The sequence below is a fragment of the Paenibacillus sp. Root444D2 genome (genome assembly GCF_001426375.1).
Classification (GTDB): Bacteria; Bacillota; Bacilli; order Paenibacillales; family NBRC-103111; genus Paenibacillus_E.
The window spans coordinates 1,039,531-1,059,178 of sequence record NZ_LMEO01000045.1; the positions used below are offsets into that span (position 1 = coordinate 1,039,531).

The following is a 19,648-nucleotide window of genomic DNA, read 5'->3' on the forward strand; positions in this document are numbered from 1 at the left end:
AATTCATAGGAAGCACAATGAAATGGAGGATTGTAATTATATGAAAAAGATATACTCGACTATTCTACTTGTACTTTTGTTAATAGTAACAGCATGCAGTAATAACAGCGAAAGCACGGTGAATGCGCTTGAGAAGCTGAAGCAGAAAGGAGAGATTGTCGTTGCGACGACCGGTACATATCCACCATACTCTTTTCATGACGGCAACGGTCTAACGGGGTTCGATATCGATATTTCCAATGAAATTGGAAAACGCATTGGCATCAAAATCAAATTCTCCGTAGTCGAGTTCGCCGGTATGTTCTCTGGCCTTGACGCTGGACGGTTCGACACAATTCCCCAATTGACCGCTACAGAGGAACGAAAGAAAAAGTATGATTTCTCCGATCCATACCAATTCTCCAATCTGACGCTAATTGTGTTGGAAGAAAATCAGGACATTAAGAGCTTCAAGGATTTGAATGGCAAGAAGACGAACGGATTGGCTGAGTCTGTGCAAGGAGCGCTCGCCCTTAAGTATGGCGCCATCTTGGTACCCGAGGTCAGCGAATCCGTTGAACTACTGAAGACGAAACGTGTAGACGCTCTTATATATAACAATCTTTACTTTCTTGATTTGAAGAAGAATCGTCCCGATCTAAAAATAAAAATCATAGATCGGTCCCAGGAGGTTGATACGGCTTCGTTTGCATTCACGAAAGGCAATGATGAAACAGTTAAGGCTTTCAATATAGCGCTTAGCGACATGCATGCTGATGGTACGTTTGCCAAAATTTCAACCAAATGGTTCGGGGAGGACATTTCCAAAGGTACTAAGTAGTAGCATCTAAAAGTAGTACAATAATAAAATTATAGATTGCACAGAGGACAGACGATGATTACATTCGTACTGTCCTTTTGGGTCTCTTAAATTCATTCTACTTCTCGAGAACTTACCCCTGACTCATAAAGACGAATGGCTTCGCTTTTTAATTGCTCCGTGTATTGGATAAATAATTGTCCCTTCTTTGCCATGAAAAAACCCCCTCCGGTTAGCAGCTTTCAAGTCCATTGTACCAATGGACTTTTCTTCACTGTCAACTATAAGGGGATAATATCACCCAGGTTGTCTTTTTTCATTATGGCTTCCTCTACTCTTCCGTACCCCCCAATTTGCGTGATACAAGCTCTGCTGAGACCATTACGGCTTTAATTGACTTCTTTTTAAGAACCTCATCAAAGCGATATTTCGGACCGGCAATCGACAAACTGGCAATTAATGTACCTCGGGAGTCAAAAACAGGTGCTCCGACAGCAAATACGTCCGGATCCGCCTCACCTTGACTTAACGCAAAGCCCTGCTCGCGAATTGCTCTCATATCCTCTAGTAATAACCTATGATCAGCTTCAATTGGCAGTTTTTCTAACACCGTTTGAATAACTTTTTCACTTTCATAAGCTAAAATAGCTTTGCTCGAAGCCCCCAAATGTAAGGGAAGTATTCGTCCGTTTTCGGTCGAATATTGAATAAGAGCCTTACTTTTAACATTTTGTATACAGATGGCATTCGTTCCTGAGCGAATAAATAACAGAGAAGTTTCATTCGTGTCTGCTGTCAATTCCTCCATAATCGGGAGCGAAAGCGGCACAAGCTCTCTATGTACCTGCTGACTCAAGCTTCTAGCAAGATCCAGAATTCGCATGCCTAGTCCAATCTGTCCTTTGCTCCTACGTTCAACGATACCGTTTTGCTCCAAGGTCTGTAGAAATCGGTACGTAGAGCTTTCCGGAATAGAAACCTTTTGGGCAATGTCGCTAACGGATAAAGATCCATCGGCTTCAGCAAGTGCAAATAAAATATCAAGTGCTCGGCTTAATGTTTGTGTTCCATTCATAGGTCGCACCTCGTAATTCGTACTCATACTCACCTCCTTTATATTCGTCTGCTCTTACCGAATTCCTTCAATACTCAACCACTCACATGGCAAATGATTGCCTAACTCTCGTTAATAATTTCCCGCTTTTCAATAGTTGATAGGCGGATTGAATATCAGCTGTTAAATTACGGTCTTTCGCTAAAAAAGGAACAACCGTACGAAATTCATCGTAAGCTGCTTGTGTACCTTGACCAAGCTTAACTCCCGCTCGCAAGTCAATAGCTTGCACGGCGTGCATAGCTTCAATGGCTACTATATAATACAGCCGATCTATGATTTCCCCCACTTTACTAACGACAAAAGGGGCATTGCTGCTATGATCCTCCATATCACCGGCCAACGAATAGTAGTCTGCCGAAGATGGATTGGATAAATGACGGATCTCCGCATCGAGAGCGGTAAAAGTTTTCTGAATCGTGCTAAATGCGATCGTGCTCTCATCGGGAGATAAAAAGCGGCTTAAACCCGTAAATGAAGGCGATCCGAGTTTTATTGTGCGGAAGCAAGCACTCTTGGATACGTGGCTGAGGGCGATGCCCAGCATTTCAAAGCCGAGCACCCATGCCAGAGGCTCGAAGTTCGCGCAGGAAACGATGCGATCTTCCTCCTCAAGCACACATGGGTTGTCATCGGATGCATTCAAATGAATATGCAGCGCGGCTTTCACAACCTGCAGGCCATCTAACGCTGCGCCGTGAATATGGCAGGCGCTGCGGAAGCTCAGCGGATCCTGAAGGCTAGCGGACTCCTTGTGCCAAAGTCCGCTATTTGTTAAAAATCGGCGAACCCGCTCCGCGCTGCTGCTTTGACCTGCATAAGGCCGATAGCGCTGGACACTCGGGTCCAGCGGCGTCACATGGCCTTGCAGCCCTTCAAGGGAGAGCGCGTAAACCAAATCAGCGAGCTCAAGAAGCTGCTCACAGGCATAGAGCACAAGCGCTCCCGTGCCTGCGGCGACCGCATTCGAGGAGACGATCGCCAGACCGTCTTTGGCTCCGAGGCGAACGGGCGTTAGCCCCGCCTGCGCTAACGCTGCAGCTGCGGAAGTGCGCGCACCGGCATACATCACGTCGCCTTCGCCGATGAAAGCGAGACCGAGATGCGACAGCAGCGTGATGTCGCCCGCGCCGACAGAGCCTCGAAGCGGCAGTAGCGGGTGAATGCCGGCATTCAAGAAATCGGCATATTGCTTTGCGATAGCCGGCGCTATGCCCGTTCGTCCGACGAGCAGGGAATTGAGACGTGCTAATAAGACGGCACGAACCTGCTCTTCAGACGCATACGGCTCTATGCCTGCAGCGTGCGCGTACAATAGGTTCCGGTTATACGTTTCGAATGCTTGGGCTTCGATTATTCGATCTTTATTGAGTCCAACACCGCGATTGAATCCATAAACAGGTTCGTCCAGTTCTGCTTTCTTCAGAACAAATCGGCGCGATTTTTCGAGCAGTTCCCAAGATGACTCATCAATTTCCACCTTCACTCTATGAACAGCAACTGCTTGTAAATCTTCGATAGTTAGACTTTTCCCGTCTAAAACAAGTGTATATTCCAGCTGATTCGTCATCTGCGTAATTCCCCCCTGCTGCTCTGGTCTACAAGTCTCTGTTACACGAGAATGCCATCTAATGCGTATTCAGCAAGCGAGATGCCAAGCGCCTTTTCAACTTCGGGATAGACCGTCGGATCTTTCACACTGGAGCTCAATGGGACATATTGTTTATTAATGGATAAAACAACGAGTTCGGCTCCAACCTCTACATGCCCCACACTTACAGGCAGACCCGTTTCAGCAGATAATGTTGTGATCACATCCGGATATGTGGTTAAACGTTTACCATCCTTGCCATCTACTGCCATATATTCGTTCATAACATGAAGGATTAACGTATCACCAGGCACTTCAACCTCGATTGTCCCGATATCGAAAGCGCCGGAATAATGGACATCGCGTTTAACAACGATGCCTTTACCGAGAATAGTCCCTTTTGTTTTACCTACAATGGTGTCAATCACATGATCCGCGCCCTTAGGCTGCGCAGCGATAATTGCTTTACCTAAATCAAGGGTAATGGAAATACCACCGATAGCGGCATGCTTCTTAATGTAAGAAGCGGGTAGCGGATGACGCGCCGATGCGATGAAGCCACCGGCTTGATCAGCCGCTGTGCGTAGAATGTTTGATGTCTTGGACGGAGAACCTTTGACGACGAGCTCCAGATAAGAACCCGTTTCCCGCTTGCCGCCAACAACAACTTGAATTGTTTCATAATCCTGCAGCGCAGCTAGTCCCATCGAACCCATTTTGCCTGTAGGATGAGCCCGAATATCGCCAGTAGCATCGACCACGACTAGATCGAGCAGCGCAGCAGGCAGCCAGCCATTAATCGTGCTTGACATCCCATTTTGCGGGGTCATCACGCCTATAACTTTGCCTTCATAGTTCTCCTGCAGCAGCTTCACGGCTTTAATGTAATCAGTTCCCAGCATCTGCCAATTAGTTCCAGCCGGAGCACCAATTGCTGTCGCTGTAATGACGATGGCATCATCTGGAAGTTCATCAACCGACACCAACTTTGGCTGACCAATGGATACGGCCGCATGTCCTATTTGCAGTCCATGATCGACCCAACCTCCGCCGCCGCAAGCGAAAACGGAGCCTCCTCTTACTGCTGCCCACACATCTTCTTCTGTTAATATACGCATTTCTATTCCTCCTAATGGTTATTTGAATGTATTGAGAAAGCTGCCATTAATTCGTTTTAATCCAGCGAATATCTTTGAGGCGCACTTCGTCTGCAGATTCTTCATAACCGGCATCCGCATAACGTAGAACCCCTAATCCCGTGTCATTATTCAATGTTGTTTCCAAGCGAATGTCGCTTTCGGTAGATCCGTCCGCTACCAACGTTACACCAGCGCTCGTCATATAACCGGCATAACCGCCTCCTCCCGAATGGATCGTCACCAAGTCGGCCATCGAGGAGCAATTCAGCATCGCATTCAAGAGCGGCCAGTCTGCAATCGCATCGCTGCCGTCCTTCATGCGCTCTGTCATAATATTCGGGTGTGTCATGGAAGCAGCATCAAGATGATCACGTGAGAAGGCAATTGGTCCTTGAAGTTTACCTTCCCGTACCATTTGGTTCACGGCTAGTGCGAGCTTCGTACGATCGCCATGCCCAAACCAACCGATTCGAGCTGGCAGTCCTTCTACGGGGACATGTTCACGCGCTAAGCGAATCCAATTCGCAATGACTTCGTTATCTGAGAAAGCTTCCAAAATAAATTCATCAATAGCGTGAATATCGCTTAGTTCTCCACTAAGAGCGACCCAACGAAATGGTCCAATCGCTCTTGCAAATAACGGCCGAAGGAAGGCCTCGGTGAAAATATCGATGTCGAAAGCGTTCTGGACGCCATACTCCTTCGCCTGTGAACGAATATTGTTCCCGTTGTCAAAAACGATAGCACCCCGTTTTTTCAACTCCAGCATCGCTTCAACTTCTACAGCGATTGATGCGCCTGCATCACGCTGCAGCTGCTCTGGATCGTTCGCCCTAGCTTCCTCCAGCTCTTCCACCCGATACCCGGACGGCACATAGCCATACACGAGATCGTGCGCGGACGTCTGGTCAGTCACAATATCTGGTGTGATCCCGCGACGTACAAGCTCTGGATAAATGTCAGACGCATTGCCGGTCAATCCTACGGAAACGGGATGTAGATTATCGACAGCTTCTTCAATCCACAATAGTGCCTCATCTAAGCTCCTCGTTTTACGCTGCAAATAGTTCGTTTGCAAGCGTCGATCTACTCGGTCTTCGGACACCTCGACGCATAGAATTGCAGCTCCTGCCAAGGTTCCTGCTAAAGGCTGAGCTCCTCCCATACCGCCTAAACCTGCGGTTAAAATGAATTTCCCCGCGAGACTACCATTGAAATGAAGTCTAGCAATGCTTTGGAAGATTTCATAGGTTCCTTGGATGACACCTTGAGACCCAATATATTGCCATGCTGCCGCTGTTAAGCCGCCCCAAATCAGCAATCCTTTTTCCTGCAAACGGTAGAAGTTCTCGCTTGTGGCCCAGCGCCCTACCAAATTACAATTCGCCATCACAATAAGGGGAGCAAAACGATGCGTTTTAAAAATACCGATCGGTTTGCCTGATTGAATGACTAAGGTTTCGTCCTCTTCCAATTCCTTAAGCGTTCTTACGATAGCGTGGTAAGACGGCCAATTTCTTGCTGCCTTTGCTAGAGCCGCATACACAATGAGCTCTTTTTGGTTCTCGCCATTTTCCAGCACATTCTCTAGCATTCGAAGCAATGCTTCCTGGCGCCAACCCTTACAACGAAGCTCAAGGCCTCTTGCCGCTGTTATTCGTTCCATGAACATCTTCCTTTCCAATATGCATAATTGTAACGAACCAATATTAGCTATCTAGCTTTTGGTCAAATGTAATAACAGATCGGATCAATGCCCAAACGCCAAGCGTTACGTCTTCATAGTCAGTCCACTCTTCCGGACAATGACTGCGTCCCTCCTTGCTTGGAACGAAAATCATCCCGATTGGAGCAATGCGGGACAACTGATTCCCATCATGTCCTGCTCCACTAGGTAAGCTGATCGTAGATGCCGTAGCTGAGCACGCTTCGCGAATGACTTGCTGCACTTCAACGTCAACACGGATTGGTTCTGACTTCGACAAGCTGTCGAAACTGATATGAACCCCTCGCACTTCTGCAATCTGATTCGCTTTTTCCCTATAGATAAGAAGCATTTGTTCGAGAATCTCAACGCTTAGCGATCTGATCTCCAACTCAAAAACAACCCTGCCTGGGATAACATTGGAAGCATTGGGCTCCACTTGCAGCCGTCCGATTGTCCCTACAACTGGGTCCGAATACGGTTGTCTCGCAATCGCTTCCAGTTCTAAAATGAGCTCTGAAGCGCTGGTCAACGCGTCCGATCGCATCGTCATTGGTGTCGTCCCTGCGTGATTTGGAACTCCCTCTACGATAATCCGATAGCGATGAATGCCCACTATGCCGGTAACGACGCCAAGTTTCATAGCGGATTGCTCCAGTACAGGCCCTTGTTCAATGTGTAGCTCCAGATATATGGCAACATCACCGGTTTTGCGAGAAAGTTGAGATATAAAATTAGGCTGACCGCCGGCCCAATGAATGGCTTCCTTTAGAACCAATCCGTTAGGATCTTGTCTTAGCAGCATTTCCTCGGATAAATTATTCACCATGGCCCTGCTGCCAATCGTCGATATACCAAACTCACTGGGCTCCTCGGCTGTGAAATCGACCACTTCTAGCGGATGCCTTAATCTGGTTCTCGACTCTTGTAGAACACGAACTAGCTCCAAGCTGGCCACTACACCGATGATTCCATCAAATCGACCTCCGCCTGTCACCGTATCCGTATGAGAACCAACGAGAATCGGCTTAAGGGATTCATCACTACCCGGCAAAGTGCCAATTAGATTGGATGCAGCATCGTATCTTACATCCATGCCTAAGTCCTGCATTTGCTGTTTCAGCCACACTCTTCCTTGTTCATACCAAGAAGTAAAGGGTCTTCGAGTCCAGCCGGGTTTATTAGGATCAACGAAAGTGGCGAGTTTTTGAATATCTTCGGCGATTCGTTCTTTGCTGGGTTGTGTAGGAAGCCGCTCTATCATAGGTAAACCTCCTTTTTCACGGCAGAGCCAGCGATAAATCGGCCAAAACCGGGCTTTACCTTTACTTCATACCCATCATAAACCGTTGTTCCACGTACAATGGTATGGACTACTTTCCCTTGAACCTCGCGCTGATGAAAAGGCGACAACTTCGAATGGGATCTAAAAGCATGCTCATCAATCTCCCACGTCTGGTCCGGATCAATCACGGTAAAATCCGCGTCATAGCCACTCTCAATTTTGCCTTTACCTTGAATTTGAAAGATTTCAGCAGGATGCTGCGACAGCCATTTGGCAAACACAACAGGAGATATCCCCCCTTTAATTACTGCCCATTCAAACAATAAGGGAACTATTATTTCCACCCCTGGCATGCCGGATGCTGCATCAAATATGTTCTGTTCTCCAATATCCTTCTTATCTGTTCCCCAAGGCGCATGATCAGAAGTAATTAGATCAATATGCCCTTGGAGCTGATGTTCCCACATTCCTTCCACATCTTCAGGCAGTCGCAGCGGAGGATTATTTTTCGCTTTAGGGCCATATCGCTCCAGATCATGAACATCTAAAAGCAAATAGGGATAGCATGTTTCGGCGGTCACATCAACTAGCATCTGCTTATATATCATAATAAGATCAATTGTTCTTGGATGGCTGACATGGACAATATGAAGCTTAACCCCCGTCCAATAAGCAAATTCCATGAGCTTCAATACCGCACTCGTCTCTGTGACCGGAGGTCTTGTTTCCATATGCGCTCTAGGATCAATTCGTCCTTCTTGCAGGTAAGATTCGGTAAGATTTTTGATGATTTCATCGTTTTCTGCATGGAACGCAGCTCTAAGGCCAGTTTGACGTATCAGCGCCATTGCTTTCATTATTTCTGAATCCGGTATCTGAGGAAAACGGTACGGATCGGTCTCAAACGTCGACATTTTAAAAGCAATGGCTCCCGCTTCCGCTAATGGAACAATCTGCTGAGTCCCACCTGTCTTCGCGATGGTTGCCCATAATCCAATGTCTATCAGCGCTTCTTGCTCTAACCTTTGAACTTTTTTCTGAAATTCAGTTACGTTATGAATCGGCTCAGGCAGATCATACGGCATATCTAGAATCGTCGTTAACCCACCAACCGCAGCCGAGGCCGAAGTCGTCACAAACCCTTCCAGCGGATTGCTGAAACAGTGTACATGAGCATCGATCATGCCTGGAAAGATGAGGCATTGGCCAAAATCTTGTACGCTTAATGCTTGCAGCTGACCTACGTCGGCAATTCTGTCAATTTTGCCTTCTTTGATACCAATTTCCCCATAGAAAACTTCATTTTCCAAAACGATATTGCCTCTTAGGATTAAATCAAGCATCATGCCATAACCTCTTCCATGTGGAGTAGATACTTCGATAGCTGTCTGGTTGTGTGTAAAGCTCAAAAGACAGACATGTACAAGATTTCACAGGTCTGTCCTTCTATTTAATTCCCTTCAAATTCCGACTCCAGCCGATTTCGCTTGACCTGCTTAACCAACGATCTATTGGAGGTAAATACACCTATCAAGATGCAAATCCCACCGCATATCTGAGTCAAATGAATGGCATCGCCAAGGAATAAATAACCGGTCAATATGGCAATGAATGGCGGTAAATTGTTAAATAGAGACGCTGTTCCTGGACCCACGATTGCTACGCCGCGAATCCACCATAATCCAGCCAAGACATTAAGAAGTCCGCCTGCTACAAGCAGTGACCACATAAAGAGATCTCCATGCATATCCAAATGTCCAAACCAATTCTCTCCCGCGACAAAAGGAGCCATCAGCACACCTCCAACCATCGTGGAATACAACGAGATTGAAAAAGGCGACATTCTCTTAGATAGATGCGGTGTAAACAACACACTGATTGAAAAACCAAGCATCGCAATAAGCAGATACCAATCACCTATCGAAACATGCAATGACAGACCGTTGAAACCAACTATCACCAAGACACCTAGAAAACCAAATAATGCTCCAGCAACCTTCATCCAACTAAATCTTGTTTTCAGAAAAATAACTTCCAAGAATAGTGTGGCTAAGGGTGCCACCGCATAAATCAAAGACGCATTAGCAGCTGTAGAAAATTGAAGACCAATAAAATATAAAGGCTGCTGAATCAATGTAAAAAAGACGGCAGATCCAAGGAGCAGCAGCCATTCCCTCCTTGTCGGATGCTGAATAACTTGAGTCCTAGATACAGCTAATAACAAAGTTCCTGTTACGCAGATTCGCAAGAAAGATAACAATACGGGTGAGAAAGCACGAAGCAAATAAGCGCTTAGTACATAAGTAACACCCCAAATCATGGCTACAGCGAATAACCCGGCGATCGCAGATTTATGCTCGGACATCATTCGCACTTCCTACTCTGTAAGATCTCATGAACTTTCATGAGTGAGTGCAATTTGCTTATAAGGAAGTCGGTCTTTTTCTTCCAAGGACCACTTCTCTCCATCAATCATTAACGCATCTACTTCTTCGTTATAGAAGCTTAGCAAGCCCGCTATTTCGTGAACCTCAGGTAGAGCTTCAGCGTAGCTCCAGACCACATCTTTGAACGTTCTCCCGCCAAGCGATGCTGACCAATATGAGGCTGTCCCTTTGTAAGGGCATCGCGTCACGCTATCCGAAGCGGTAAGTAGATCGAGTCTTATATCCACTTTGGGCAAATAGTACCGCGGAGTAAGTCCCGTTTCGTAGAGGATGACGGGACGTCGACTATCGGCAACAAGCTCGCCTCCCACGATCACCTGGATGTGTCGAGAACTCGGGATAGCGTCAATTCTGGAATATGGATCTCGCGCATGTACGAAAATCTCTTCTTCCTCCTCGAACCAAGCGTCAGCTTTCTTCCAAACGAAAGAGACATAGTCCTTCAAGAACCCGCTCTCTGAACTAGGATCTGAATAGCTCCAAGCAGCCCGTTCAATGGTTTGATCACCAATGTGAATATCCCAGTAATCTGCTTCTCCTTTGTTTGCATGATCTTCTCGATACGCCGCTAATGCAAGATGTTCGGTACGAACATCAGAGCGAGGGAAGTAATAAACCGGCAGCTTCCCTGTTTCTGTAACGACCAGAACTTGCTTGCTATCTGCAACCGTTACGCCCCTGAAGATAACCCGAATCCATCTCGGACTAATCTCAGCGCGAATCTGCCATCCCGTGCGGTTACCGTCTCTTAAAGACCACTGTGGGTCAACATGTGCCATTAAAATCCCTCTCCTTATACACGAACTGAATTGAATCGATTAGCAGGCCGTTGTAAATATAAATGATCTCGCAGCGTTCTTCCGGTGTATTCGGTACGGAACAACCCTCTGCGTTGCAGTTCTGGAATAACCAAATTCACAAAGTCATCAAGACTACCTGGTAAATGTGGGAAGGCAATATTAAAACCGTCGGCAGCACCATGAACAAACCATTCTTCGAGATGATCCGCGATTTGTTCCGGTGTTCCAGCAAAGCCTCTTTTGTTCGTAATTCGTTGGTACAGCTGACGAAGTGTTAACGGTTCTTGCTTCAGAAGCTCTCGAATACGCTCGAGACCACTCTTGCTTTGATTGAAATCATCAATCTCTGGCAAGAAAGGCAATGGTTCGTCTAAGGGGTAAGATGAAATGTCCTGCCCTAGATAGTGTGATAGCAAATCTAACCCCAACTGCTGAGGGGTTAGCTCCTCAATAATCGCTAACTGTTCTTTGGCTTCTGACTCCGTTCGCCCGATAATAGGCATAACCCCCGGCAGAATCTTCAATTCGTCTCGGTGCCTGTCGTATTTGGCCATCCTGCCTTTTATATCTTCATATAACCGCTGACCATCTTGAAGCGAACCGCCGGGAGCAAAGGTTGAGCCTGGCGCGAAGACAACTTCCGCTTTGGCAGCGGCAAGCTCCTTCCCTGCCTCCGAGGCACCCGCTTGAATCAGAACCGGGTGTCCCTGTGGCGGTCTTGTTACGTTCAATGGACCTCGAACAGAGAAGTCATTCCCTTTATAATCGAGATTATGCAGCTTATCTTTATCTGCGAAATACCCGCTAGCTTTGTCAAAAAGTAAAGCATCGTCTTCCCAGCTATCCCACAATCCTTGTGTCACATCGACAAACTCGCTGGCACGTTCATATCGCAAAGCATGCTGCAAATGCTTCTCTTTACCAAAGTTCCTAGCCTCTTCATCCGTCTGGGAAGTCACAATATTCCATGCTGCGCGACCATTGCTCAAATAATCCAGTGTAGCTAGCTTTCTTGCAATGTGATAAGGCTCGTTATAGGTAGTCGAAATTGTAGCAGCCAAACCGATATGCTCCGTCACGACTGACAACGCGGATAACAGTGAAAACGGCTCTGGCCGGATACTGTTAGAATGACTAATACCTGATTCAAACCGATCCCAGACATACAGCTCGTCGGCATAAAAGAACATATCAAACTTCCCGCGCTCTGCCGTCTGCACAATGCGTTTATAATAATTAAAATCGAGCAGTCCTTCAGCTTCAGCCTTCGGATGCCGCCAACTAGAGATATGTTCGCCAGCTGGAAAATACATCATCGCGCCAAGCGCCATTTGCCGTTTCACTTTGCTCATATCTGTCATCCTCCTTGGATTCGAATTTATTTTTTGATTAAATCTTTGGAAAGCAACCATTCTTTGGCTACATCCAGCGCTGGTCTTTGTTTCAATTCAACTTCGCTGTTCAATTTCTGCATCTCTGCATCCGTAATTTTTCCAGCTAGCTTATTCAGGACAGTTTTCAGTTCAGGGTGATCTTTCAGGACAGCATCACGTACTAATGGAACCGCATAGTAGGGTAAGAACACATGTTTGTCATCTTCCAAAACAACAATAGGCTTCACCGTAATTTGGCTATCTGTCGTAAATAGAATCATCGAATCAATTAACTTCTGATCGATCGCTTGGTAAGCGAGACCCGGATTCTGAATCGTTTTAATCTCTTTGAACTTTGGATTGTACGTTTTTAGAATGGGTGGCCATGCATCTGGGCGGTTGATGAATTCTTCACTGGCTCCGAAGATGAGTTCGCCTGATTTCGCAGCAAGCTGCGACGTTGTTTTAATTCCAAATTTCTCTGCTTGTTCTTTACGTAAGCCAAAAGCGTAAGTATTATTGAAACCAATTGGATCAAGAACCGTGATCTGGTTTTTCTCTTTCAAGTCTTTTTTCACTTTGTCAAAAGCTTTTTGTGGGTCAAACTCCGCTTCAGCTTTGAGAATGTTGATCAGTGCTGTCCCCGTATATTCCACATAGGTATCCACTTTATTTTCTTTCACTGCGCTCCACAGGAGCGAGTTGTCTAATTTGGTAATATCCGTTTTAAGTTTTGTGTCATTTTCAATTAAAAGTTTAAACGCATTTGCCAAAATGTCAGATTCCGCAAATCCTTTGGTCGCGATTTTGATCGTATCCGAGGAGCTTGAGGCTGATTTGGAGCAGCCGGTAAGAGCCGCTGTTAAAGCGATTGCTAGCCCAATCGTTGCCGTTTTTTGAAGCCAATACCCTTGCTTTTTGCCTGATTGTTGTTTTAGGAATTTCATTGAAATGATCCCCTTTCGTTGTACCTGTTATATTTTTGTTTGGTGACGCAAGCCTTTCGGCGTTAACCAACGATTTAATCCCAGAAGTGATAAGTTAACGATAATAACTAGCAGAGACACCGGAATGGCGCCTTCCAAAATGGTGTTCGTGTTGATCATGGCAATCCCACGTGTAATGATGTCCCCCAAACCTCCTGCGGCTATATATGTTGCAATTGTAGCTAAGCTGATGGTTTGCACAGCCACTAAACGAACGCCTGCCATGATAAAGCTTCGCGCGATAGGCAATTGAACCATCCACAGAATTTGCCACCGAGTCATTCCCATCCCTGTACCTGCTTCAATCAACGATGGTGTCACACTAGAAACCCCTACATAGGTGTTTTGTAAAATAGGGAGCAAGGCGTACAAGGTCAAAGCGATTATCGCCGGCTTCGTACCAATGCCAACTAACGGGATCATAAATCCGAATAATGCTAGACTCGGAATCGTTTGTATCACGGAGACAACCGTGATTACCCCATTCGCTAATCGCTTGTGTGTCGTCAGATAAATGCCAAACGGTATGGCAATGAGGCAAGCAAGAATGACCGAAATGAGGGACAGCTCGATGTGCTCACCTGTTTTCTGCACAATCTTAGGCCAATCCGCTTGCACCGTATTCCAAAATTGATTCATGCAATCACCTCTTCCCTATCGAATGAATGGGCAATCGCTTTAATAAAGCTAGTTTGCGTTACCGCTCCAAGCAAGCGCTGCGCCTCGTCGACAACCGGAACGATGTGATAGTTATTCAAAAGGCTGAATACTTGAGCAATCGGTGAGTGTTCTCCGACACTAGGCACATCCGTTCGCATGATATCTTCCACTTTTGTTGTAGAAGCGTTCGTCACGCTAACTCGCTGACTGAGGTCATCAATGCCGACAATGCCAAGAAATTTATTCTCCGAACATGTCACGATGATGTCTCTCACTTGGTTGTCTTGAAGCTGACGCAAAGCTTCCGAGATACCTACATGCGGTCTCATGGAGAGAATATTGTCCATCACACTGGCGACCGTACGTTCAGCCACCACGGGTTGAAATCTTTCCTGCCCTACGAATTCACGGACAAATGCGGTTGCAGGCTGTTTCAATAGCTCCTCTGGCGTTGCAGCCTGAACGACTTTGCCATCTTTGAGCAAAATAATTTGATCGGCGATCTTAAGCGCTTCATCGATGTCGTGTGTAACGAAGACAATGGTCTTTTTCACATGTTTATTGAGATGAATCAGCTCCTTCTGCAGTTGAACTCGGCTAATCGGATCTAATGCGCTAAAAGGCTCATCCATCAAAATGATGGAAGGATTTGCTGCAAGTGCCCGTGCCACACCTATACGCTGCTGCTGTCCTCCACTTAACTCGTGCGGGTATCTTTTGCGAAACAAGGAAGGCTCTAACCCGATGAGCTCGAGAAGTTCTTCCGTGCGAGCAACAAGCTGTTTCTTGGATTCACCTTTCAACCTGGGAACGATGGAGATATTCTCCTCAATGGTCATGTGCGGAAAAAGGCCGATCTGTTGGATCACATACCCGATACTCCTTCTTAGCTCTACCGGATCCAAAGCTCCAATATCCGTCCCCTCTAACAGGATTTGCCCCGCCTCTGGCTCGATCAAGCGATTGATCATTTTGAGAATAGTCGTTTTCCCGCATCCCGAAGGACCAATAATTGTCACGATTCGTTCCTTGGGAACCGATAGGTTGAAGTTCTCTAGGACGATACCCGCACCGTAATTTTTGCTTACCTGCTTGAATTCCAAAGCGATACCACTCATTCTGCTCCATCCTTTCATCAAAAATAAAAGGCCTCACTTTCCCCTTCAGGAAAATGAGACCTCCAATCGCATGGTTGATCCCTAATCATTATTAACATGTGATAACAAATAACTGTAATTCAATATTATTATGACTATTTCCACTTGTCAATCATTATTTATAGTAATCCTATCGGAATTAAATGATTTCAATATAAAAAAAGACTTCCTGTGACCAGGTCAGCCTTGATCAATCCTATTATTTTAGTTATTGAATGACAATATAAGATCAATTAGACTTCATTTGCATTAAAAAAATCAAGCGCAGAGCGGTACCATTGAGGCTCCGGCTCTTTTTCCCCATCTACGTAAACCGCGTCTACACGCTCATTGTAAAAGGAGTATAAGCCAGCGATTTTCGGGATTTCTGGAATCGGATTCTGATAACTCCACACTATGTTCTCGTATAATTGCCCCTCAATCGTAGCGTTCAAGTAAGAAGCCGTTCCTTTATACGGACAGCTCGTAAGCAGCGCCGATGCAGTCAATACTTCTTCCCGGATATCTTCCTTCGGTAAATAATAGCGAACAGGAACACCAGTCTCAAATACGATAACCGGACGTTTGCTATCAGCGACAGTAACACCGTTCAATACGATCTGTATATGGCGTGAACTGGCAATTGCGTCTACTCGTTTATAAGGATCACGCGGATGTACGAAGATCTCTTCTTCTTCCTCTAACCATTGATCAACTTTGTTCCAATAAAACGCATAATACCCACGAATTGCTTCACTCTCAGGAATCGGAGTCAAATAGCTCCAGACCGCATTCTCAATGACTCTGTCCCCCACCTGAATACTCCAATAAGAGGCATCCCCTTTCAGCGGGCAATGCGTACTGTGTGAACTTGGTATGAGCAAATCTTGACGAACATCAGATTCGGGGAAGTAATAGACAGGAAGATGGCCTCGCTCATGTAGCGTCAGTACACCCTTACTGTCTGCAATTGTTTCTCCACCAACTCGGACACGAACCCATCGTGGATTCGTTTCTACTTTAATGTTCTTCTTAGAAGTGTCTGACGTTTGGCACGATTGCTCTTCAATTGATGAACTACTCATTGTAATACCTCCTCAATTTATATCATAATTAGATAATGTATTATCATTATTAGATAATATCATCATTTCTATAATTTGACAAGAATTATTCCGATTAAAACCATTGGAATTAAAAAAAATCCTGATTTCTTCAACGTCGGCAACCGGTGAATAACATATCCATTTTGCCTTTAAAACCAAATGAAACCATAATAAGATTTGCAAAACTATCTTTTATACTGAATATTTCTATATTACCTATTAAATTTTTTACTTCTTCACTCGTTGCATGACTGCTTGAAGTAAGCTATCGGGGTATAATTCGGGTGCTTTAGAAAGCAGTCCCCCTACACGTTCACTTGAAGTTTGAGTAAGTCCATGCAACTCACAAACAATCCCACCAAACAATATTATTTAAAACCGCAGTATCTACGTTATTCAATTTAATCCCCTTTTACTTCAAACTTTCTTGCGGTTGTCTTTACATGCTTATATTACTAAATGGCTGTTCGGAATCTTGGTAAAGTTTAAGTAAGTACCAAACTATCCTGCTGCCGGTTAGCAGAATAAGTCACCAGATTTATCACTGGTAGCCTGCTAGATCTTGTTATGAAGCTATCGTTCTCCGTTAGTTGAACGTTTTTTCACTTTAAGTTCTTAAATTTTTCTTCATCAGCTTTGTCGATAAATTTTATCTGATCAAAAGCAATAGTTTGTAGAGGCTTATCACCATCTGAAAAAATAATCTTTAGGATAATTCCAGCTTTGTTATCAAACCAAATAGTTAGCTTATTTCCCAGTTTCCCTTCTTTACGGTCTATAACTATAACTGTTGAATCACGATCAAGGAACTTTTCTTCAGCCTTTAACGTGGGTTGACCACTACTAATGGCATTGTGAATAAACATTTCTGGATTCAGTAATTCGTTTACACCACCGATAGGTAGAAGTAGTCCAAGTCCATTATCTGCTGGAGATGATTGACTTATTTCACCATCAGATCCTTTAATTTGAACATTTGTTCCGTCATTTATTGACTCTTCAAATCGATCCGGTGTTTTAGAATCTAATATGTGCTTCACATAGAATCGGCTAGGCTGTTCGATAACAAGTACAACTAGCTCCTTTTCTCCAGTAGGCTCAAATGTACTTATGATCTTTCCTTCTAAAGCTGAGTATTTATGATTCACATCCAGGAGTTTATTGATAATTGCTGAGATATCACTAACTTGTTCTTTTGTCTCACCAATTTGACCCGGATTATTGGGTTCAGCAGAAGTCAATAAATTTGGATTAGACTCTTTTATTATAGGTCCATCTTGTGTAGCCGTATCATTATTCTTTACGTCGCAACCTACCACCATTAAATAAATTATTATTGTGAGCAAAAACCACCTATGCTTCAATTGAACTTCCCTCCCCATATCACTATGTCTATATCTGATCTTCTCAGCATCCTCACTTAGTAAAAAGCAAAAAGTAACCATCGAAAAAAAATGATCTCTTCTTCAATAAGCATAAATTATCACTCTTCCTGCCTAAATTACAAATAATCCCAAATATTTAGACGTTGCAAATACATTGATAGTTGCGTAAAACTCCCGTACAGTTAAAAAGTGGTAGCTTAAACTCAAGTTTCCACCACGCTCTACTGACTTTTAGTTCAAAGAAAAATCAAAAAGGAGCTGCTTCAATGCAGCTCCTGAACTCTAGTTATCCGTTAGCCATCCATGCCCCTCGCAGGGCACCACAGATGAATCAAAATTATATTCTTGGTCGACTACTTTCAGGGTAGTTCAATGTCTAAGAATTCTCTCTGTGATACGGTTCATCGTAATTTCTTAGCACAAAGTTCATTTTGACCATATATATCAGCATATAAAGACAAAACCACTCCTGCCAACGGAGTGGTTCTTTGGTAGAACTTGTCTTTTATCGTACTTTTTCTTTTCTACGCAAAAAATTAAAGTTAAACTCCCGTTTAACATTTTCATCCGATTTGATTTTTCCGAAATTGTTCATTGTACTTATCCGGAAGGAGATTAAAAAAATTGAAGAATGAATAAAGAAATCATATGTGTGATGCCAACCTTTAGCGTTGTAAAAATGAAGTTTTTCAAAAATAGGTTCTAAAATAAACGCACCTACCAAGCCAAAAACAATTGCTTTTATCAAGGGATTAATATTGGGTTTCAATTGAATAAAAAACATGACTGCTACAGGTAATAAGCACCAATCAAAAACAATATCCAACACAGGAAAAAAAGGAATTACTGTAAACGGGTATGACCATTTTCCTAACGATATAGCGATGCTCTCTATAACACAAGAGAGAAGCATAGAGGTAAAGCCTGCTAAAAGTAAACGACCCATGCTTTCTTTTTTTCCAAACGTAAACCAAATTGCCCACGGTATAATGATTAATGCAATTCCAAGCCATCATGTCCATGTAAATAAAAATGCGTTCTTTATTGCACTACTCATCAAACTATTTGCTTCATATATTTTTTGATATCCCTGCTCCGCTTGTTACAGTTGAACTCACTAGCTATGAATTAGAGAACTATTTTAATAAACTTAATCAATTAAAACTAGAAATAAAATCCGCCAAAATATTTACCAAAAAAAGTAAAGGCACTAATAAATGAAACAAATCACATGGAATCCGGCTTGGGTGAATCCTTTCGAGTCTGCTTGGTCAATTTTCGAGAAAATCAAATATGCGAATGCTCTTACATCTCGTGATTTTTCAAATGAATATATTATTAAAATAATCAATAGGTCTTACAATGGTTTACATAAATATTTGTCGGAATTTAATAAGTATAACTTAGAGAATATAACTCAAGCCATTGGATTAAATCCCTATGAACATACAAATCTTTATATGAAGCAGCTTATTGGCATGTTCCCGAACCAAAAAGATGCTGCATTCCTCATTCGTCCTGATCACACCTTTTGCGAAGAATGTTTAGGTATGGGCCATCATAGTCTCTTTCACCAATTTGGCCTATTACATAAATGCCCCTATCACTTAAGTAATTTGAAGAATATTTGTAACAGCTGTGGCAAGAAAACACCATTTAACTCTCTAAATAAAAAGAGCAACGGCGGTTTTGAATGCAGTTGCTCAAATCACTTCGTAAGTATTAAATTCAATACACTTTCAGACTGGAAATCCAATCTACCAATAAAAGATGAATTACTATTAAAATGGCTTTCTATGAGTGCCAATGAATCTGCCAAATTCAGAAATACTTTTTTATATTTCCCGAGTTTAGCATCAGATCCAAATTCCATTATTTTTCTATTAAACTACTCTTTGCAAGATAACCCTACATTGACACAACTATAACAAAATAAAGTTTAGTTAATCTGTGACTCTGTCTCTTCCACCTAACAAGAAACAACTACAAAAAAGAGGAAATCTAGTCCCCCCTCTTTACTCTTAAATTGTGATAATAACCACTTACTTCTTAAAGACTGAGATACTAATTTTCAATTACCTCAACTCATAGCTAGAGGCAAATCCAGAACTATAATTACGTT

Annotated in this window: 17 protein-coding genes; 2 read left to right on the forward strand and 15 right to left on the reverse strand. The window is 43.9% G+C overall.

The annotated features are described in order from the left end of the window. The first annotated feature begins 40 nt into the window (after window positions 1–40). Complete coding sequence (locus ASD40_RS25845) at window positions 41–820, forward strand: transporter substrate-binding domain-containing protein (protein WP_063870856.1); 780 nt, start codon at window positions 41–43, stop codon at window positions 818–820. 310 nt (window positions 821–1,130) lie between these two features. On the opposite strand, the gene ASD40_RS25850 is transcribed toward ASD40_RS25845, so the two are convergent. The 15 genes from ASD40_RS25850 to ASD40_RS25920 all read right to left on the reverse strand — a co-directional run bounded on the left by ASD40_RS25850 (window position 1,131) and on the right by ASD40_RS25920 (window position 18,472). Then, the gene (locus ASD40_RS25850) at window positions 1,131–1,901 is read right to left on the reverse strand and encodes an IclR family transcriptional regulator (protein WP_235549382.1); all 771 of its coding nucleotides are present in this window, start codon (window positions 1,899–1,901) and stop codon (window positions 1,131–1,133) included. Window positions 1,902–1,956: 55 nt separating this feature from the next. After that, window positions 1,957–3,483, reverse strand: a complete 1,527-nt coding sequence (locus ASD40_RS25855) for an HAL/PAL/TAL family ammonia-lyase (protein ID WP_057305994.1) — start codon at window positions 3,481–3,483, stop codon at window positions 1,957–1,959. Between the two features lie 41 nt (window positions 3,484–3,524). Then, window positions 3,525–4,622: a DUF917 domain-containing protein gene (locus tag ASD40_RS25860; protein ID WP_057305995.1), complete on the reverse strand. Its 1,098-nt coding sequence runs from the start codon at window positions 4,620–4,622 to the stop codon at window positions 3,525–3,527. A 46-nt stretch (window positions 4,623–4,668) separates the two neighbouring features. Then, window positions 4,669–6,309 (reverse strand): urocanate hydratase, encoded by a 1,641-nt coding sequence (locus tag ASD40_RS25865; protein WP_057305996.1) that lies wholly within the window; start codon window positions 6,307–6,309, stop codon window positions 4,669–4,671. 43 nt (window positions 6,310–6,352) lie between these two features. After that, window positions 6,353–7,612, reverse strand: coding sequence for a Zn-dependent hydrolase (locus ASD40_RS25870; RefSeq protein ID WP_057305997.1), 1,260 nt, complete (start codon window positions 7,610–7,612; stop codon window positions 6,353–6,355). Further along, window positions 7,609–8,979 (reverse strand): dihydroorotase, encoded by a 1,371-nt coding sequence (locus ASD40_RS25875; RefSeq protein ID WP_057305998.1) that lies wholly within the window; start codon window positions 8,977–8,979, stop codon window positions 7,609–7,611. Before ASD40_RS25875 ends, ASD40_RS25870 begins: the two co-directional genes overlap by 4 nt. A gap of 104 nt (window positions 8,980–9,083) precedes the next feature. Next, window positions 9,084–10,001 carry a DMT family transporter gene (locus ASD40_RS25880; protein WP_082562451.1) on the reverse strand — a complete coding sequence of 306 codons (918 nt, stop codon included), beginning with the start codon at window positions 9,999–10,001 and terminating at the stop codon, window positions 9,084–9,086. A gap of 24 nt (window positions 10,002–10,025) precedes the next feature. Further along, a complete protein-coding gene (locus tag ASD40_RS25885; RefSeq protein ID WP_057306000.1) occupies window positions 10,026–10,859 on the reverse strand; it encodes a DUF427 domain-containing protein in 834 nt (277 codons plus the stop codon). Window positions 10,860–10,873: 14 nt separating this feature from the next. Beyond that, window positions 10,874–12,232, reverse strand: a complete 1,359-nt coding sequence (locus tag ASD40_RS25890) for an LLM class flavin-dependent oxidoreductase (protein WP_057306001.1) — start codon at window positions 12,230–12,232, stop codon at window positions 10,874–10,876. A 26-nt stretch (window positions 12,233–12,258) separates the two neighbouring features. Then, a complete protein-coding gene (locus tag ASD40_RS25895) occupies window positions 12,259–13,200 on the reverse strand; it encodes an ABC transporter substrate-binding protein (protein WP_057306002.1) in 942 nt (313 codons plus the stop codon). Window positions 13,201–13,227: 27 nt separating this feature from the next. Beyond that, entirely contained in the window at window positions 13,228–13,878 is a 651-nt protein-coding gene (locus ASD40_RS25900) for an ABC transporter permease (RefSeq protein WP_057306003.1), read from the reverse strand. Continuing rightward, on the reverse strand, window positions 13,875–15,017 hold the full coding sequence (locus ASD40_RS25905; protein ID WP_057306004.1) for a betaine/proline/choline family ABC transporter ATP-binding protein: 1,143 nt from the start codon (window positions 15,015–15,017) through the stop codon (window positions 13,875–13,877). Before ASD40_RS25905 ends, ASD40_RS25900 begins: the two co-directional genes overlap by 4 nt. A gap of 272 nt (window positions 15,018–15,289) precedes the next feature. Then, window positions 15,290–16,120 carry a DUF427 domain-containing protein gene (locus ASD40_RS25910; protein WP_057306005.1) on the reverse strand — a complete coding sequence of 277 codons (831 nt, stop codon included), beginning with the start codon at window positions 16,118–16,120 and terminating at the stop codon, window positions 15,290–15,292. A 623-nt stretch (window positions 16,121–16,743) separates the two neighbouring features. Next, window positions 16,744–17,505 carry a hypothetical protein gene (locus ASD40_RS25915; protein WP_156390193.1) on the reverse strand — a complete coding sequence of 254 codons (762 nt, stop codon included), beginning with the start codon at window positions 17,503–17,505 and terminating at the stop codon, window positions 16,744–16,746. A 526-nt stretch (window positions 17,506–18,031) separates the two neighbouring features. After that, window positions 18,032–18,472, reverse strand: coding sequence for a CBO0543 family protein (locus tag ASD40_RS25920; protein WP_057306007.1), 441 nt, complete (start codon window positions 18,470–18,472; stop codon window positions 18,032–18,034). Between the two features lie 271 nt (window positions 18,473–18,743). Here ASD40_RS25920 and ASD40_RS25925 point away from each other — a divergent pair, with 271 nt between their 5' ends. Continuing rightward, window positions 18,744–19,454, forward strand: coding sequence for a hypothetical protein (locus ASD40_RS25925; RefSeq protein ID WP_057306008.1), 711 nt, complete (start codon window positions 18,744–18,746; stop codon window positions 19,452–19,454). Window positions 19,455–19,648: the final 194 nt, after the last annotated feature.